At 41.2% G+C, this 17,303-nt stretch carries 15 protein-coding genes and 1 tRNA gene; 9 read left to right on the top strand and 7 right to left on the bottom strand.

The annotated features are described in order from the left end of the window. The first annotated feature begins 19 nt into the window (after positions 1 to 19). Entirely contained in the window at positions 20 to 787 is a 768-nt protein-coding gene (locus ACXIUD_RS12575) for an NRDE family protein (protein ID WP_458052997.1), read from the top strand. Between the two features lie 4 nt (positions 788 to 791). Next, positions 792 to 1,769: a YpdA family putative bacillithiol disulfide reductase gene (locus ACXIUD_RS12570; RefSeq protein WP_458052996.1), complete on the top strand. Its 978-nt coding sequence runs from the start codon at positions 792 to 794 to the stop codon at positions 1,767 to 1,769. Positions 1,770 to 1,916: 147 nt separating this feature from the next. On the opposite strand, the gene thrC is transcribed toward ACXIUD_RS12570, so the two are convergent. Genes thrC through thrA form a run of 3 tightly spaced genes read right to left on the bottom strand, consistent with a single transcriptional unit; the run spans position 1,917 to position 6,631 of the window. Next, the gene (thrC, locus tag ACXIUD_RS12565; RefSeq protein ID WP_458052995.1) at positions 1,917 to 3,218 is read right to left on the bottom strand and encodes a threonine synthase; all 1,302 of its coding nucleotides are present in this window, start codon (positions 3,216 to 3,218) and stop codon (positions 1,917 to 1,919) included. Positions 3,219 to 3,238: 20 nt separating this feature from the next. After that, positions 3,239 to 4,174, bottom strand: a complete 936-nt coding sequence (locus ACXIUD_RS12560) for a homoserine kinase (protein ID WP_458052994.1) — start codon at positions 4,172 to 4,174, stop codon at positions 3,239 to 3,241. Positions 4,175 to 4,177: 3 nt separating this feature from the next. Next, complete coding sequence (gene thrA / locus ACXIUD_RS12555) at positions 4,178 to 6,631, bottom strand: bifunctional aspartate kinase/homoserine dehydrogenase I (RefSeq protein WP_458052993.1); 2,454 nt, start codon at positions 6,629 to 6,631, stop codon at positions 4,178 to 4,180. A gap of 553 nt (positions 6,632 to 7,184) precedes the next feature. On the opposite strand from thrA, the gene ACXIUD_RS12550 reads away from it, so the two are divergent. The 3 genes from ACXIUD_RS12550 to ACXIUD_RS12540 all read left to right on the top strand — a co-directional run bounded on the left by ACXIUD_RS12550 (position 7,185) and on the right by ACXIUD_RS12540 (position 12,088). After that, a complete protein-coding gene (locus ACXIUD_RS12550) occupies positions 7,185 to 10,343 on the top strand; it encodes an outer membrane beta-barrel protein (protein WP_458052992.1) in 3,159 nt (1,052 codons plus the stop codon). A gap of 94 nt (positions 10,344 to 10,437) precedes the next feature. After that, entirely contained in the window at positions 10,438 to 11,097 is a 660-nt protein-coding gene (locus ACXIUD_RS12545; RefSeq protein ID WP_458052991.1) for a Crp/Fnr family transcriptional regulator, read from the top strand. Further along, positions 11,075 to 12,088 (top strand): alkaline phosphatase D family protein, encoded by a 1,014-nt coding sequence (locus tag ACXIUD_RS12540; RefSeq protein ID WP_458052990.1) that lies wholly within the window; start codon positions 11,075 to 11,077, stop codon positions 12,086 to 12,088. The genes ACXIUD_RS12545 and ACXIUD_RS12540 overlap by 23 nt, the downstream gene beginning before the upstream one ends. Positions 12,089 to 12,152: 64 nt before the next feature. Here the strand turns inward: ACXIUD_RS12540 and ACXIUD_RS12535 are convergent, their stop codons facing one another. From ACXIUD_RS12535 to ACXIUD_RS12525, 3 genes are read right to left on the bottom strand one after another with little or no spacing between them, the layout of a single operon-like run. Next, positions 12,153 to 12,611 carry a nuclear transport factor 2 family protein gene (locus ACXIUD_RS12535; protein WP_458052989.1) on the bottom strand — a complete coding sequence of 153 codons (459 nt, stop codon included), beginning with the start codon at positions 12,609 to 12,611 and terminating at the stop codon, positions 12,153 to 12,155. Next, positions 12,608 to 13,294: a head GIN domain-containing protein gene (locus tag ACXIUD_RS12530; RefSeq protein ID WP_458052988.1), complete on the bottom strand. Its 687-nt coding sequence runs from the start codon at positions 13,292 to 13,294 to the stop codon at positions 12,608 to 12,610. Before ACXIUD_RS12530 ends, ACXIUD_RS12535 begins: the two co-directional genes overlap by 4 nt. 15 nt (positions 13,295 to 13,309) lie before the next feature. After that, positions 13,310 to 13,987 (bottom strand): SDR family NAD(P)-dependent oxidoreductase, encoded by a 678-nt coding sequence (locus ACXIUD_RS12525; RefSeq protein ID WP_458052987.1) that lies wholly within the window; start codon positions 13,985 to 13,987, stop codon positions 13,310 to 13,312. 95 nt (positions 13,988 to 14,082) lie between these two features. On the opposite strand from ACXIUD_RS12525, the gene ACXIUD_RS12520 reads away from it, so the two are divergent. Next, the gene (locus tag ACXIUD_RS12520) at positions 14,083 to 14,421 is read left to right on the top strand and encodes an MGMT family protein (RefSeq protein ID WP_458052986.1); all 339 of its coding nucleotides are present in this window, start codon (positions 14,083 to 14,085) and stop codon (positions 14,419 to 14,421) included. A gap of 155 nt (positions 14,422 to 14,576) precedes the next feature. Here ACXIUD_RS12520 and ACXIUD_RS12515 read toward each other — a convergent pair whose 3' ends face one another. Next, positions 14,577 to 16,025: a sodium:solute symporter gene (locus ACXIUD_RS12515; RefSeq protein WP_458052985.1), complete on the bottom strand. Its 1,449-nt coding sequence runs from the start codon at positions 16,023 to 16,025 to the stop codon at positions 14,577 to 14,579. A gap of 61 nt (positions 16,026 to 16,086) precedes the next feature. On the opposite strand from ACXIUD_RS12515, the gene ACXIUD_RS12510 reads away from it, so the two are divergent. From ACXIUD_RS12510 to ACXIUD_RS12500, 3 genes are all read left to right on the top strand, one after another. Next, positions 16,087 to 16,371 carry an ATP-dependent Clp protease adaptor ClpS gene (locus tag ACXIUD_RS12510; RefSeq protein WP_458052984.1) on the top strand — a complete coding sequence of 95 codons (285 nt, stop codon included), beginning with the start codon at positions 16,087 to 16,089 and terminating at the stop codon, positions 16,369 to 16,371. Positions 16,372 to 16,383: 12 nt separating this feature from the next. After that, the gene (gene recR / locus ACXIUD_RS12505; protein WP_458052983.1) at positions 16,384 to 16,995 is read left to right on the top strand and encodes a recombination mediator RecR; all 612 of its coding nucleotides are present in this window, start codon (positions 16,384 to 16,386) and stop codon (positions 16,993 to 16,995) included. Between the two features lie 120 nt (positions 16,996 to 17,115). After that, positions 17,116 to 17,189, top strand: a tRNA-Ala gene (locus ACXIUD_RS12500). The last annotated feature ends 114 nt before the right edge of the window (positions 17,190 to 17,303 follow it).

Raw genomic sequence — 17,303 nt, 5'->3', positions numbered from 1 at the left:
TAAATCACTAGATTGCGGGATGTGCTTAATAACATTTAATTGGGATAATCACCCAACCTACAAACTTATCTTAGTGGCCAATAGAGATGAGTTTTTTGATCGGCCATCACAGGGAATCCATCAATGGGAAACTGGATTTTTTGGAGGTAAAGACCTTCGAGCAGGGGGAACTTGGCTCGCCATGCATCCTAATGGCAGGTTTGCATTCCTTACGAACTATCGGGATATGCGGAACATTAAACCCAACAGTAAAAGCCGCGGAGAATTAGTAAAAAATTACCTTAATTCATCCATTCCTCCGCTCGACTATGTGCAATCACTGGAGCCTCAGGGGAATGATTTTGAAGGTTTCAACATAATTGTAGGTGATCCAACTGTCGCCTACTACCTGTCAAATTATGATAAAGGTATACGTTCGCTAACTCCAGGTCTCTACGGACTGAGCAATGCTTTACTGGAAACCCCTTGGCCAAAGCTTACCTTAGCCAAAGAGGGTTTAGAAAATCTGATTGCATCAGAAAACTTTGATCCCATTTCCATGATGCCAATACTCCACTCTAGAGAAATTGCTCCTGACGAGGAGTTACCTGAGACTGGCTTAGGCTTGGCAAGGGAGCGACTGATGAGCTGCCAGTTTATTCACGCTGAGGGAATTTACGGAACAGTTAACACTACTGTCTTGTTATGGAAGCATACAGGGGAGGTAACCTTGGTGGAGCGGAGATTTGATCAATTAAAAAATACCCACTCAGATACTAGCCTTCAATTTAATGTTATAAAAAACTGATGACGTGAAAGAAATTTTGGATGTATTGATTGTAGGGGGAGGTCCAATAGGATTGGCTTGCGGTATTGCCTGTGCAAAGGCAAATATCAGCTATGTAATTATAGAAAAAGGAGTGCTTACCAATTCCTTATTTAACTACCCTCTCAACATGACTTTTTTCTCTACTTCCGAAAAGCTAGAAATGGGAGGTATTCCCTTCATGTCCATTTCTCATAAACCTACCCGAACAGAGGCTCTTGAGTATTACAGGAGAGTTTTTCAGCAATGGAAACTTAAAGTTAACTTGTACGAGGAAGTAAAAACCTTGCAGAAAAATGCAGAAGGAATTTTTGAAATTACCACAAGTAAACAAGCATACCAAGCCTATAATATTATCTTGGCTACAGGATTCTATGACTTGCCCAACCTCATGAATGTTCCAGGTGAAAATCTTCCAAAAGTCAGTCACTATTACAAAGAGCCTTGGCCGTACATCGGTCAGGAAGTTCTGGTGGTAGGTGGAGCGAATTCTGCTGTAGATGTAGCACTCGAAATCTGGAGAAAGGGAGGCAAAGTAACCATGGCACTCAAGGGTGACGGAATTGATGATAATGTAAAATATTGGGTCAAGCCTGACATAGAAAACCGTATCAAAGAAGGTTCAATTAAGGCCTACACCAACTGCCGTGTGAAAGAAATCCGAGAAAAAGAAGTGGTTCTCGATACTCCTTCTGGCAAAGTTACCATTCCCAACGACTTTGTTTTCGCCATGACAGGCTATGTCCCAAACTTTGCTTTGCTCGATCAATTAGGAGTAGAACTCAGTTTAGATGAAAAAAGACAACCATGCTATGATCCATCCAACCAAGAATCCAACGTATCAGGTGTATATCTGGCCGGTGTAGTCTGCGGAGGATTGAATACACGAGAGTTTTTCATAGAAAACTCCATTATACATGCTGAGCAAATCGTCAATCACATCAAAGAAAAAGTCTCTCGCTGATTAAACAGATTGAGCAGATTGAGCACAGATAGCAAGTGTGATTTCTGCAAAAGGGAAATTCACATGAATAAATCTATCTAAAATAAATAGAATCAATTATTTATGCCAAATCTACCAAATCTGCTTTATCTGTGAGGGATCCTCGAGTTAGCGAGCCAAAAGATACCCTTTAAACTCCCCGAAATCATTCCTCATGCTTTCAGATTTCACTTCTCTTGTCAGGAACGCTTGTAGGCGATCGGGTAATTGGATGGATTCTTGGAGTACTTCTTCTACAGTGGATTGAAACTTACCTGGATGGGCTGTTTCTAGGAAAATGCCTTGAAACCCCTCTTTTTCCCCTTCCAAAAACTTCTTTAGACCCAAGTATCCTACAGCGCCATGGGGATCCATCATATACCCTGTTGTGGCTTTAACTTTACGCAAGGCATCAGCAGTTTCTTCATCAGAGAAAAAGTAGCCGATCATTTTTGACTTGAGTTTCTCCTCGTCATTTCCATACAAATCCAACAGACGGTAAAAGTTACTTGGATTACCCACATCCATGGAGTTACTGATAGTTGCCAACGAAGGCATAGGCTCAAAAATCCCAGAGTCCAAAAATTCCGGAACAACCTTGTTGACATTGGTGCTTGCAATAAAAACATCGATGGGCAAACCCATTCGCTCAGCTAAAATTCCAGCACCTAGGTTACCAAAATTCCCGCTAGGTACAGATACTGCCAATTTTTTATCATTATCAGGCAATTGAGCCCATGCATGAAAATAATATAGGCACTGCGGAATCCAACGGGCAATATTGATGGAATTGGCAGATGTAAGCAACATCTTTTGGTTCAATTCTTCATCTAAGAACGCTTGCTTGACCATACGCTGACAGTCGTCAAAAACCCCGTCTACTTCCAAGCAATGAATATTTTCTCCCAAAGTAGTAAACTGCTTTTCCTGCAATTTGGAAACCTTCCCTTTGGGGTATAAAATGATTACTTCCACACCTGGCACCTTGTAAAAACCATTAGCAACAGCAGAACCCGTATCCCCGGAAGTAGCTACGAGCACCCGCACTAGTCGCTCTTCTTTTGCCATCAACATGGACATCAATTTTGAGCAAAAGCGTGCGCCAAAATCTTTGAATGCCAACGTCGGTCCATGAAATAGCTCCAAAGAATAAACTCCTTCCTCCACTTGTACCAAGGGAGCTGGAAATGACAACGTATGCTCCACCAGCGCTTGAATTTGGGTTTCGGTCAGATCTTCCTTGAAAAGTGCTCGAATGACTTCTACTCCCATTTCTTGGAAACTCAAAAATGGTAGTTCTTGAAAAAATTCAGCTGGCATCATAGGAACCTTCTCAGGCATATACAAGCCCTGATCTGGAGCCAAACCTTTGATGACTGCTTCTTTCAACGATACAAAACTCTCAGGATTATTTGTGCTGTAAAACTTCATTGCTTATGAAAAGTTAATTTTTAAACTGATTCAACAACATAGGCTCCAACAGGATTGACCTCTGCTACTGAAACATCCATGCCTAAACCTATTTTAGCATACACTTCTTCACTTGCCTTGGCTACTTGAGCAGCAATTTCCCTACTTTCTGACAAGACAAACAAGGTAGGGCCTGAACCTGAAATACCTGAGCCCAAAGCTCCCACTTTTTGAATAGCCTCCCGCAATTCATAAAAACCGGGAATCAATAAAGCCCTATAAGGTTCTGCTATCACGTCCTTCAAAGACCTGCCCAATAACTTCAAATCAGAAGTATACAAAGCAGAAATCAACCCAGCAATATTCCCTGACTGCACTACTGCATCCTGCAAAGAAATTTGCCTTCTCAAAACAGATCGTGAGTCCGCTGTCCGCAATTCAATATGCGGATGAATTAAGGTAGTGTATAAACCTTCTGGCACAGGTAGTTTAATAATATCCAATGGGGCATAATCCCGAATCAGGACAAAGCCACCCAGAATAGAAGGAGCCACATTATCCGCATGTGCTGCACCACAAGCAACCCGCTCAGCCTCCATGGCAAAGGGTACCAACTCCGCTTTGGCAAATGGACTGCCCATCAACTCATTGGCCGCCATCAATGCGGCTGCGGCACTTGCAGCGGAAGACCCCATACCAGAACCCAAAGGAAGTCCTTTCATCAAAGAAATTTCCAATCCCTGATTGGAATTTAGCCGATCCAAGAAAGCCTGAATCGCCACTGTGCAGGTATTTTTTTCAGGCTCTAAAGGCAACCTCCCACCATCTCCAGTAATGGAAACCACCCGCAATCCAGGCTGATCGCTTAATGAAACTTTCACCCGATCACCCATGTCCCCAATGGCAAAACCTAAGATATCAAAGCCACAGGAAACATTGGCAACAGTGGCCGGCGCAAAGGCAGTAACTGCTTTCATAGCTTATCGGGTAAAGTTACCTAAACGAATCACGTCAGCAAATACTCCCGCCGCTGTCACATCAGCACCAGCTCCAGGTCCACGGATAATCATTGGGAAATCATGGTATCTCTCCGTTGTAAATAAGATCATATTATCACTCCCCTTCAGGGTATAAAACGGATGCGAGCTATCTAAAGAATTCAATCCTACCTTTGCCTTTCCATTTTCCAAGGTAGCCATAAAACGGAGTTTTTTTCCTGTTTCCTGTGCTTCGGTCAAAAGTTGCGTAAACGCCGCATCATGGGCCTTGAGTTTGGTGAAAAACTCTTCTACATCCTTGGTTTCCACACAATCATCAGGGACCATACTTTGAATATCAATATCTTCAAAATGCAACTCCTGCTCTGCTTCCCTACCAAGAATTAGGATTTTTCTACCCACATCCATTCCGCTCAAATCATCTCTTGGATCGGGCTCGGTATACCCTTTCTCCTTTGCTTGTCTGACGACTTCAGAGAAGGGCAATCCTTTTTCAAATTCAGAGAAAATAAAATTCATCGAGCCACTCAGCACCGCCTCAATTCTCAACACCTTATCTCCACTGAGCATCAAATCCTGCAGGGTGTTGATGACAGGAAGTCCAGCAGCCACATTGGTCTCATACAAAAACTTTACCCCCCTCTTGTAAGCCAGCTTTTTCAATGATTTGTATTTGGCCAAATCACCAGAATTTGCCTTTTTATTTGGCGTAACTATAGCGACTTTGGCCTCCAGCACTCTATCGTATAAATCCGCAACCTCTTGGCTTGCTGTACAGTCCACAAAAACTGAATTAGAGAAGTTCATGGACTCCATTTGGGCAATAAACGCTTCCAAATTCATCGCTTGTGCCCCCTCTGCATCTTGAGGTTCCGGGCAGTTTTTCAGATCAAACCCATCTTCATGAAAAGCCATGTATCTGGAGTTGGCAATACCGTGGATTTGAATATCCAGATCATTTTCCCGTTGTAGCTTTTCCTGTTGGCTTGCTATCATTTTGATCAATGCCTTTCCTATCAAGCCTACCCCAACCAAAAAGACGTGCAACACTTTATTATCTGACAAGAAATAGGCCTCGTGAAGTGCGTTGAGCGCTTTCTGCAAGTCAGCTTGGGAAACTACCGCAGAAATATTCAACTCCGAACTCCCTTGAGCGATGGCATACACGTTGATATTATTTTGGCCTAACGCTTGAAACATTCGACCACTAGAGCCAGGATTATGTTTCATATTTTCACCCACAGCTGCCACTACAGCCATATTCGGTGTAATCAACACAGGGTCCATTTCCCCATTTTTTATTTCCGGAAGAAATTCCTGTTCAATCGCTTCTTTTGCCTTTCCAACTTCATGGCCACGAACAGCCACGCAGATACTATGCTCGGAGGAGGCTTGACTAATTAAGATTACATTTACACCTGCATCTGCCAAGGAACCAAACACCCGTCTACTTACACCGACAACTTCTATCAGTCCGGCTCCTTGGATATTCAATAAAGAGATACCAGACATGGAAGATACTCCCTTGATAATCTGACCGGAAGGATCATCTCCATTGATTAAAGTTCCAGCATTTTCAGGTTCAAAGGTATTTTTGATATAAATAGGGATCCCCTTTTTCATCGCAGGCTGCATCGTCGCAGGAAAAATCACCTTTGCCCCAAAATGGGACAATTCCATGGCCTCATTATAAGTCAATTGAGGAATAGTGAAAGCCGTATACACCAATCGAGGATCAGATGTCATCACACCGGATACATCTGTCCATATTTCCAAGGAGGTAGCATTTAAAGCCGATGCAAAAATCGCTGCAGTATAATCCGAACCACTTCTACCCAAAGTCGTTGTCTCACCCTTTTCCGAGGAAGCAATAAACCCAGTAATCACCTTTAAACCTGGTCGATTATGGAAAAAATCTGCAATCAGGTCGTTGGTCGTTGGGAAATCAACTTTAGCATTACCAAAACGATTATTGGTGCGAATGACCTCGCGGGCATCCACAAATACTGAATCAAAGCCTTCGACTTTCAAGGCTTCTGCCAAAATAAATGCCGAGAGTCGCTCTCCAAAACTTGCCACATAATCCAAGGTCCTTGGGGAACACTCTTTAATCAGGTATATCCCATGAAAAACATCCTCCAATTCGTTGAAACGAACCTTCACATAAGTCAATACTGAGGATTGATGCTGAATAGGGATGAGGCTTTTCAATATTTCGTAGTGTCTTTCTTCAAGGGCTTTCAACTCTCCTACATACGAACGATCACCTGCATTGGCTTTTTGTGCGCATGCCAACAAAATCTCTGTAACCCCGCCAAATGCAGAAAAAACGACTGCAAACTCTCCAAGAGCTTTTTGTTCTTGTAGGATATTAAATACCTTTCGGATATTCGTGGCATTGGCTACTGATGAACCTCCAAACTTTAAAATTTTCATAAATGCGTGATTTTTGGCTAAATATTATGACAGACAACCTTCAAATAAAGGCCTATACAATGGGGCTATATGATATAAGAAACGGGCTCAGCCCGTGGTGGTGGTGAAAAAGAATAGGGTGGTCCCCATGAATACCATGCAGCCTTCGGAAATCTTCCCGAATCCTATAAAGTTAGGTTTATTTGGAACTGCAAACATCATTTTTTATAAAATCTTGACAAGTCTACTCACAAAATCCTAAAAAGCAAAAAGGTTTTTGAGAAAACTTCAAAAATCCGGAGATTTAATTGAACAAACATCAATAAGCGGGTGGTTTTTATTAGAGTTATGGGATCAACTCTTTCATAAACCACTCCAACTTTTTTTACTCTTTTATTTAATCATCAAAACTCACCTTTTGAGGATAGATGAACTGTATTAAGCCTTTGTGAAGGAATATTTACGAATGCATAACATGTTAAATTTTAACATTTGAGGGAGTTAATCATGATGAGATTTGTACAACAAAACCATCAATCTTACTTTCATGATTACCAAATTCCAAACTAAAAGTATGCGGCTGCTAATCGGATTTCTTACTTTAACGATTAGTCTATTGGCCGTACAAGAATTGCAAGCGCAAGCCACCAATGCTACCATAGCAGGCTTGATTTTAGACGATGCCAAGCAACCCTTGGTAGGCGCGACAGTAGTCGTTAGAAATGAGTCAACAGGCTTTCAAGCTGGCACAATTACCGGGGTGGATGGAAGATTCCAACTGCAACAACTACCCTTAGGGAAGCCTTACAGTGTTACAATTAGCTTTATTGGGTTTAACACACAGAAGTTAACAGGTTATCAGTTGAATCAGGGAGACCGAATCAACATTGAAACAGCCATGGATTATGGTAGCTCTGACCTTCAAGAAGTAGTTGTTTCAGGGGATAGTTTCAAAAACCAAGTGGACAAGTTAGGAGCGGTGACAGCCATTGATTCCAAACAAATCAAAAACTTACCCACAGAAGGCCGGAACTTTACCAACCTCACTGCACTTTCACCTCTCCAAGGAGGCGGAGGCCTCAATTTAGGTGGTCAACGGAGAACATCCACCAATGTCACGCTAGATGGTGTAAATGCGAGAAATCAGCTTACGGCAGGCGAAATTGGTAGAGGTCCTTACACCGTTTCCATTGAAGCCATCCGTGAATTTGAGGTTGCTACCAATTCTTATGATGTAACTCAGGGCAGACAAGCAGGTGGAGCACTAAATGCTGTAACCAAAGCAGGAACCAATGAAATGGAAGGTTCCGCCTTCGTGTACCACAGAAACGATAACCTAGCAAGTCCAAATGATATCCGTGGAAATAGACGTGATGTAAGCTTCTATAATTATCAGTGGGGTTTCAGCTTAGGCGGTCCGATCATTAAAGACAAAGTACATTTCTTTACGGTATTTGACAGACAAGATGCTGGTGAACCGGTATTTATTGCCGATATACGCAATGAAGATGATGAACGAAGACTCCGAATCAGAAAAGATACCCTAGACAAATTTATAGATGTAGCTAGAAGACTGTATGGAGTGGGTCCAGAACAACAAGTGGGAGAATTTGCAAGAAAAACTGTTGCAAACACCTTCTTTGCTCGTGTTGATTGGCAGATAAACAAAAACAATAAACTGACCATCCGAAATAATTACACGGACTGGTCTAATCCATTCTCCGTCAATGACAATACAGCCATTAATTTAGCAGAGGTCTGGGGTGATTTCACTTCCAGAGAGAACAGCTTGCTTGTGTCCCTTCGTTCGATTGCCAATGCCAATACCACAAACGAGCTAAAGGTACAATTGCAACATGCTGAAAGAGCTTTCTCCGTCAACCGACAATTACCTGTGACCAACATGCCAAGGGCTATTGTTAGGATTGTTTCCCCTTTCCCAACCGAAAACAATCCCAATGCCATACAGACCACTAATGTGCAGATCGGTGGACAGCGCTTTTTACCTGAAACCAACATGGAGCGTCAAATCCACATTGTCAATACCACCTACATGCAGCGAGGAAAAGTGAATTTTACTTTTGGCACTGATAATATGGTCACGTATTTGGAAACCCTATTGTCCAATGAACAGAATGGACGATTTTTTTACAACTCTATGCAGGACTTTGAAAACAACAATCCATTCCGATATGCCCGGGAAGTACCCTTACAAGGACTTCCAATCGTCAAACAAACAGTCTTAGACATGTCCTTATTTGGACAAATGGAATACAATCCTCATAGAGACTTGAACATGGTTTTTGGTATTCGCTATGACGCTACCCTATTTATGGATGAAGCAGCATTTAACCCCTCTGTTTTTTCAGAACTAGGCATCAGGACTGACAACAAACCTGCCGACTTCAGAAATATCCAACCTAGAGTGCAGATGACTTGGGATGTAAAGGGGAAAAATACAGACGTATTGAAGTTTGGAGCGGGAATATTTGCTGCTCAACCTCATTACTATGCACAAGTAAACAACATTCAGAACTCTGGAGCCATGCTGGCCGCGATTGATGTACAGGGAGCACTAGTGCCAGAAGCTGATTTCATCGGTTATAGAAATGGTGTAGAAGCACCTGGAATTCCCGAGGGCGCTAGCTTCATCTCTACAATCAATAGTATAGCAGATGATTTTAGGATCCCTAATACCTTTAAGGCAAACCTCAACTATAATAAATTATTCAACAGTAGATACAGGCTCGGTGCTAATATCCTGTATTCCTACACCTTCAATAACTATGTCTACTTGGAGCGGAATCTTGTCGATGAACCGTTTTTCCGATTAACCAATGAAGCCAATAGAGGAGTATTTGTACCGGCCTCTACCATTGGTGCCAACGGACAGACCAACTGGTTGAATTCCAGAAAATCTGCTGATGTTGGAAGAGTGTTGGAATTGAATTCGGTAGCTGCCGGATATCAATATGCATTGATTTTGGATGGAAGTGTTAGGATTGGTAAAGATGGCTATTTTACCGCTTCGTATACGTACAATCAAGCATTTGACAATAGTTCTTACAACTGTTGCGTGGCCAATACCTCTACCTTCCTTCCTGTAGTTGATGATTCCCGAAACTTAAACTGGGCGTATTCAGACAATCAGTTCCGAGATAAAATAGTCTTAAACGGTGCTACTCCTACTTGGAAGGGGTTTGTTTTGGGTGCTACTTTGATAGGTATTGGTGGATCGCGTTACTCATTCTTAGTGTCAAATGGCTCTTTACAGGGAGATTTCCCACTAAACAATGCATTGGCCTTTGTCTTCGATCCAAATGACCCAAATACTCCGGAGGCTATCAGAGATGGGTATCAAGCGATCTTGAATGACCCGAATACTGCTGAGAGTGCGAAAAAGTATCTTCGCGAAAGTTTTGGAAAGATAGCAGAACGAAACGGAGGAGAGAATCCAATGTTTTATAACTTGGATCTTCGCTTATTGAAAAACATCAATATTGTTAAAAATCAACGATTAGAATTATCTGCGGATGTTTTCAACTTTATGAATATGCTTAACAAGGACTGGGGGGTGAATAACAACCTTAGCAGCTCAAGAAACCTTCAAAGTATCAGAGGTTTCAATCAGGCTACTCAACAATACGTGTACAATGTAGAGCAAAGTGTAGGAGTATTGCCTATCAATGGTACGCCTTGGAGAGTTCAAATGGGGATTCGATATTCCTTTTAACACGTAAAAATTAAGCGAATATTAAGCTTTGGTGAAGATTGAGGAAGTATGTGGTATATCTGCTGATACTTCCTCAACTTTATTAAAAAAAACAATGGACATTCTTGCGTATTTTGAAAAAGTCCTAGGTGTCAACGGGTATCAGCAGTTAATCAAGCCCCTTACCATCAAAAAAGGGAGGTATATCTATATGCCACCGACAAAACCTGCTGATATGTTTCAAATCTTATCAGGAGTAGTTAAGATCGGAACATATTCAGAAGAAGGACAAGAGATCTGCTACGACTTATTATATCGCAAGGAAGTTTTTGGTAATCTCCGATACTTGAATGGTCAGTTTTTTGAATTCGCTAAAGCGATGACTGACTGTGAGGTGGCAAGCATTGATTTGGCATTTTACAAAAAAATGATTGTGCATGACCCCATTATTTCTGACTGGTTTAATCAAACAACTATTCAGCGTTGGTGTAGAATGGAAACACGATTGTATAAAATCTGCACCATGTCTCCCATAGATAGGATACACGCTATATTTCAAGAATTTACAGGTGAAGTTCAAGACATGAAAGGAAAAACTATCAAAATTCATTCCCTGCTATCGCTTGTAGACATTGCCCAAATGACTGGCGTTAGTCGCCAAACCGTATCCAAACTCATCAATAAAAAAAATAAATCCATAAAACCCAATCCGTATGCCCCTAAGGCATCTACTTATTCAACTAATCAAACATATGGTATCACTGCAAGAAAATAGAGTACTTCTACTCATCATACTAATCGCACTTTCTATTCAACTCAATGGAAATGCTCAAACTCAACCTATTCATAAAATTGCTTTCGGTTCATGCAATAAGCATGACTTACCACAACCTTTGTGGAAACCTATCTTGAAGGATCAACCACAAGTGTTTATGTGGTTAGGAGATAATGTATATGGAGATACGCACGATATGAACTTACTCCAATCAAAATATGAAGCTCAACGAGCCATTCCTGCCTATCAGGAATTGGTACGTAAAAGTGAAATCATCGGAACCTGGGATGATCACGACTTCGGGATCAACGATGGAGGAAAATACTACGCTCAAAAGAAAGAATCCATGCAGTTGATGCTGGATTTTTTGGACGAACCAAAAGAAAGCCCAAGAAGGAAGCAACAAGGTGTCTATGCATCTTATGAGTACGGAGAAAAAGGAAAACGAGTGAAGGTCATCCTACTAGATACTCGATACAATAGGGATACACTTGTTACAATTGAAAGAGTTTATCAACCCAACCTTGAAGGCTCATTATTGGGAGAAGAGCAATGGAAATGGCTTGAAGAGGAACTAAAAGGTAGTACCGCCCAGGTTCATCTGATTGCATCAGGAATCCAATTTATCCCTACCGAACATCCGTATGAAAAGTGGGAAAATTTCCCAAAGGAACGAGAGAAATTATTGAAACTAATTGCTGAAAGTAGGGTAAAAAATCCCATTCTCATCAGCGGAGACCGTCACATTGCGGAAATCTCCAAATGGCAAGACGATGATTTCCCCAACGGAATCTTCGAAATAACCTCCAGTGGCATGACCCATGTCTGGAAGAGCTATAGGGAAGAGTACAATCCTTACAGAGTGGGGAATCTAATCGCTTCTCTTCATTATGGATTAGCCTCTTTTGACTGGGAGGCACAATCAATCCTCTTACAAATCAAAGGCGAACAAGGACAGGTTTACTTAGAACAGGTAGTGAAAATGGAGTAAATTTATTAGCCTGCATTTAACCACTTTACAAAAGAGAACCGAATTTATTTCGGTTCTCTTTTTTTTAATCACAACCTTCTTTCCTACGGGTATCGATGATATAGGTGATTTTCCAGCCTTCGGAAGTTTTGATCAATTGAAAAGAATTGACTCCGCAATGACTGAATGCTCCATTGACGTAAAACCGATAAGGTGTCCAAGCAGAGGCCATCTGACCATCGACTTTGATTTGATAATCAAGTATTTGCTCATCCAGAATAGTCTCTGCCGGCGTAGTCGCAATGCGATTGAAGAAATCCTGTACTGAGTTGGTCCCAACAGTTGCTCCCGACGGATTCGCATTGACGGTCTGCATCTGTGCAGCAGGCAAAAAGGCAGGTTCTATCTTAGATAGATCCTTGGTTTTCATCCCTTCAAACAAGGTTGCGATTACTTGCTGAATAGCTTGCTCCTCTTGGGCAAAAGCAGATGGGCTAAGAAAGATGTATAATGACAAGGCAATTATATAGCTGTATTTTCTCATTGTCTGTTAAGGCTAGCACCAGTAGTGGTTCGAACAGCAATCTCCGAGGCATTCCCTGAATACGTCGCTTTAGCGGCCGTTGCTAAGGAACCGGTAATAGATGAATTGGCTTGAAAACTAATTTTCGCACCTGTATTGGCTTGTAATTCTACATCAAAAGCATTGAAATTACTTCCATCAATATCTGCATTGGTAAATCCTTTGATATTCAACTGATCAGCTGACCCTGACACCAGAATCCGTGCATTGGTCGCAGCTTCCAAATTCAATATTTCCGTATTGATTTTAGCTTCAATGTAAGCGCTTGTAGTAGCAAACAAATACGCTTCACCAGCTTCAATCGTAGAGCGTACAGTCACTTGCGCATTGGTAGTAGCCTCAATGCCCAAAACCTCCACATAAGTCACTTTTACCTTCACTGTATGATTTCGGTAATTTCCTCTAGCTAAGCGAATTTCCAAAGTTTCCCCAACCACACTCGTCTCAACTTTTCCTGCCTCAATTCCAACAGTTGTAATTTCAACTTTGTTTTCTGTTCCCTTGACCAACTCTGCTACGATACCATTGGATACTTTAACTGCATCAAATGAACGCAGATTACGGGTATCTTTTTCAGATTGAGCCCAAACTGTCAAAGAAAAAAGAGATACTAAAATTGCGGTTAGCGCTACTGATTTAAACATGATTACATTAATTTGTTAAACACCTCCATAAAGTTTGAATGTCATATTTCTCAAGGATGGGGTATTGACTGCGTAATGCATGGCTTCTGCGATTTCGGCAGGACTCACCCACTGAGAGAAATCTGACTCCGGCATGGCTTCACGGTTGGGAGGAGTATCGACAATACTCGGCACAAAGATATGTGACCTGATTTTCGAATCTTTGACTTCCTCTGCCACGTAATCCGCCAATTGGAACAATAAACTTTTACTCAAAGCATATGCCACAACGCCTTTTCCATCGGCAGGTTGTAGAGCTGGACGTGCTCCTACGAATAAAAAAGTTCCAAAATCTGCCTTTTTGAATATTGGAAGGAAGTTTTTGACCATGTTAAAAGCTGTGAAAAAATTCAACTGCATCATTTTTTCGATGTCCTGCACACTGGTCTCTTCTATGCCTCCACTTGCATAACCGCCCACTAATAGTCCGATAGCGTCCACTTCTCCGTACTGCAGCTGATACTCTTTAGCAAATTCCGCCACAGATGTTTCGTTGGTCACATCCACTTCATATACATCATCCGCATCCTCGACTTCTTCCTCAGAATTTGGTAAAACAGTAGCAATGACTTTATATCCTTCTCTTTTAAACTTTGCAACTACCTGTTTTCCTAAATTTCCTGCGGCACCTGTTATGATTATATTTCTTTCCATGACAAATTATAGTATGTTTGCTCAAAGCCCTAATATACTCAATTATACTCGATTTCGTCAATTGACTCTCTCAACTAGCTGGCAATACACTGATTATGAAAGCAAAAGAAAACTATTTCGACTTGGTCTATCAGGTTGTAAAACTGATTCCCTACGGACGGGTAACCTCCTATGGTGCAATCGCTAATTACTTAGGGTTAAAAAGTGGAGCTCGTATGGTGGGCTATGCCATGAATGCCAGTCACAGTGAACCAGAGGTACCTGCCCATCGAGTAGTCAATAGAAACGGGCTTTTGACGGGTAAACATCATTTTCCAACCCCTACCCTCATGCAAGAATTATTGGAAGCTGAAGGAGTGATCGTGAGAAATGATCAAATCATCAACTTCGAGCAGCACTTTTGGGATCCAATACATTTGGATCAAAATATTTAATATGATTTTTCGCTTTCACTCCAGTAGCTAAGCAAATAAATAGATTCATGATGTTTTCAAGCATCTGTTGACAGTCGTCCGTTGACTGTGGTCGATAATCTGCAATAGCGTGTATATTATTTTGACTTTGGCATAATTGCCGATAATCATAATAGTTAACTCGTTTTTTTCCGGATCAACCACAATCCAGTAAACATCAATAATCCATTTAAAATCAAAATTTCAAATCCGAATTTGTAACCCCAGAGCCATGCCTCAGAGTTTTGACTAATTACAAAGGCAATAATTGGTGCTGCTATGGCAATGTATGGAACTACTTTATCTTTCACCTGCCATTTGGTAAATAAACCAAATGCATATAATCCTAACAAAGGACCATACGTATAACCCGCAATTATAAATACCGCATTAATCACACTTTGGTCATTAAGCCATCTAAAAATCAAAATAACCACAAACATCAATAGTGTGAAGGCCAAATGTACCTGCTTGCGAACAGTTACCTGTCGACTTTTATTGTAACGCTTTTCGATATTCAAAAAATCATAGCAAAAGGATGTCGTCAATGCTGTCAAAGTGCTATCTGCACTTGAATAGGCTGCTGCTGTAATCCCCAAAACAAAGGTAATCCCTGCAATTGCTGAAAAATGTTGGGTCGCTAAAAATGGATATAAATCATCAGAACGGGTAGGAATTGTGATCCCATTGGTTTCCGAATAGATATAAAGCAATACTCCCAAGGAGAGAAACATTAAATTCACCACTACCAGAATTGTAGTGAACCAAAACATATTTTTCTGAGCGTCTCCCAAGCTTTTACAGGTTAGATTTTTTTGCATCATATCCTGATCCAAACCGGTCATGACGATGGTAATAAAGGCGCCTGAGGCAAACTGCTTAAAAAAATTAGTTCCTGCCTGCCAGTCAAAGTTGAATATTTCCGATCGGGAATCTTGCCCCACTGTCTTGATAAAGCCCGTTATTCCCGAAATCCCTAAATCTTTCCCGATCAGATAAATACTCACACCAACAGCCACAAGCATAAATAAGGTCTGAAGTGTATCCGTCCAAACGACTGTCTTGATCCCCCCACGATGGGTGTATAACCAAATCAATGATACCGTAATCAAAACTGAAACCCAAAATGGTATTCCCCAATCATCAAATAAGATTAATTGTAATACGCCCGCTACTAAAAATACTCGAATGGAAGAACCTAAGGTACGGGATAATATAAAGAAAAATGCACCTGTCTTATATGACCAAAAACCGTAGCGCTCTTCCAAGTAAGCATAGATAGACACTAAGTTGAGTCGATAATACAAAGGCAGTAAGACCTTAGCAATAGTAAAATATCCAAGTGTATATCCCAAAACAACTTGAAAGTAGTAGAAGTTACTATTACCGACCTCTCCCGGTACCGAAATGAAGGTTACACCTGACAAAGAAGCCCCGATCATCCCGAATGCCACCAAAAACCAAGGAGACTGTCGGTCTCCTGTGAAAAAGGTGTCCGATGAGACATTTCTTGAAGTCAACCAAGAAATCAAAAAAAGCAAGGCGAAATAGGCCGAAATGACCATCAAAACCATGGAAGAGTTCATAGTAAAGGGCTGTAAGTTTCGCTAAGTTGTTTATAATAATTAAATTTGCAAAATGATTCACATGGTAGAGACACAAACATACATAGAAGATGCTGAGCTTCTGGTAGAAGAACTGATTGACGTAGAGGAGTATGAGTTGGTCGTATTTAACGACGAAGTAAATACATTTGACCATGTCATTAAGACCTTAATCAAGGTCTGTGAACATTCTCCCGAGCAAGCTGAACAATGTACGATGATTATCCATTATAAGGGTAAATGTACTGTCAAGTATGGAAGCAGAAGCAAATTAAAACCAATGTGCCAAGCTATACTTGATGCGGGCATCCAAGCAGCCATCGTATAAAACAGGTTTCGCGTGAATTTTCCCTCTAAATTAATCGAAGATGCCGTCAATGAAATCAGCAGGTTGCCAGGAATTGGCAAGAAAACTGCTTTGAGATTGGCATTGCACCTATTAAAACAAAAAGAAACTGTTACCGAAGAACTCAGCAGTGCTTTACTAGCATTGCGTAAAGATATCCGATACTGCTCCACTTGTCATAATGTAGCTGATTCGGGAGATACTTGTAGTATTTGCTTAAGTAATCGAAGGGATAAGCAAATCATCTGCGTGGTGGAAGATATCCCAGATGTATTGGCCATAGAAAATACAGGTCAATACCAAGGTTTGTATCATGTGCTTGGCGGGGTAATTTCTCCTATTCAGGGGATAGGGCCTGATGAACTCAAAATTGAATCCTTAATCCGACGATGTGCTGGGTCAGCAGTGCAGGAAGTAATTTTAGCTTTACCTGCGACCATGGAAGGAGACACAACCTCATTTTTTATTAGCAGGAAGCTCAAAGAACTGAATATCAAGGTCAGTAGCATCGCCAGAGGCATCCCTATCGGAGGTGAATTAGAATACACTGATGAGGTAACTTTGGGCAGAAGTATTCTCACCCGGGTAAATTATTCTTCCGAGTAGTTTTTTTCTTTTGTCTAAATCAAATCCCTTTCTATATTTGCAATCCGATTTGGGGGATTATCCCGATAGCTATCGGGATGGCTAGAGCAAGTGTCTCTGGTACTCTAATACAAACTTAATGGGGGATTAGCTCAGCTGGCTAGAGCGCTACACTGGCAGTGTAGAGGTCATCGGTTCGACTCCGTTATCCTCCACAAAAAGGCTTGCAGAAATGCAGGCCTTTTTTGTTTTTAAATACTTACTTTGATTAATTCCCATTATTCAAACAAATCAGCTTGATAGAGCGTCCCGACAGACGTCGGGAAGGT

The sequence above is a fragment of the Mongoliitalea sp. genome (genome assembly GCF_054166905.1).
The sequence above is the reverse complement of the archived record's forward strand: the minus strand, read 5'-3'. Positions and strand labels throughout refer to the sequence as shown.

Bases quoted from the DNA above. Each gene is read 5' to 3' on its own strand.
- ACXIUD_RS12560 (WP_458052994.1), bottom strand. From the start codon at position 4,174: ATGAAAGCAGTTACTGCCTTTGCGCCGGCCACTGTTGCCAATGTTTCC.
- ACXIUD_RS12510 (WP_458052984.1), top strand. From the start codon at position 16,087: ATGGTAGAGACACAAACATACATAGAAGATGCTGAGCTTCTGGTAGAA.
- ACXIUD_RS12550 (WP_458052992.1), top strand. From the start codon at position 7,185: ATGCGGCTGCTAATCGGATTTCTTACTTTAACGATTAGTCTATTGGCC.
- thrA (WP_458052993.1), bottom strand. From the start codon at position 6,631: ATGAAAATTTTAAAGTTTGGAGGTTCATCAGTAGCCAATGCCACGAAT.
- ACXIUD_RS12525 (WP_458052987.1), bottom strand. From the start codon at position 13,987: ATGGAAAGAAATATAATCATAACAGGTGCCGCAGGAAATTTAGGAAAA.
- thrC (WP_458052995.1), bottom strand. From the start codon at position 3,218: ATGAAGTTTTACAGCACAAATAATCCTGAGAGTTTTGTATCGTTGAAA.
- ACXIUD_RS12545 (WP_458052991.1), top strand. From the start codon at position 10,438: ATGGACATTCTTGCGTATTTTGAAAAAGTCCTAGGTGTCAACGGGTAT.
- ACXIUD_RS12520 (WP_458052986.1), top strand. From the start codon at position 14,083: ATGAAAGCAAAAGAAAACTATTTCGACTTGGTCTATCAGGTTGTAAAA.
- ACXIUD_RS12575 (WP_458052997.1), top strand. From the start codon at position 20: ATGTGCTTAATAACATTTAATTGGGATAATCACCCAACCTACAAACTT.
- ACXIUD_RS12535 (WP_458052989.1), bottom strand. From the start codon at position 12,611: ATGAGAAAATACAGCTATATAATTGCCTTGTCATTATACATCTTTCTT.
- ACXIUD_RS12515 (WP_458052985.1), bottom strand. From the start codon at position 16,025: ATGAACTCTTCCATGGTTTTGATGGTCATTTCGGCCTATTTCGCCTTG.
- ACXIUD_RS12530 (WP_458052988.1), bottom strand. From the start codon at position 13,294: ATGTTTAAATCAGTAGCGCTAACCGCAATTTTAGTATCTCTTTTTTCT.
- ACXIUD_RS12540 (WP_458052990.1), top strand. From the start codon at position 11,075: ATGGTATCACTGCAAGAAAATAGAGTACTTCTACTCATCATACTAATC.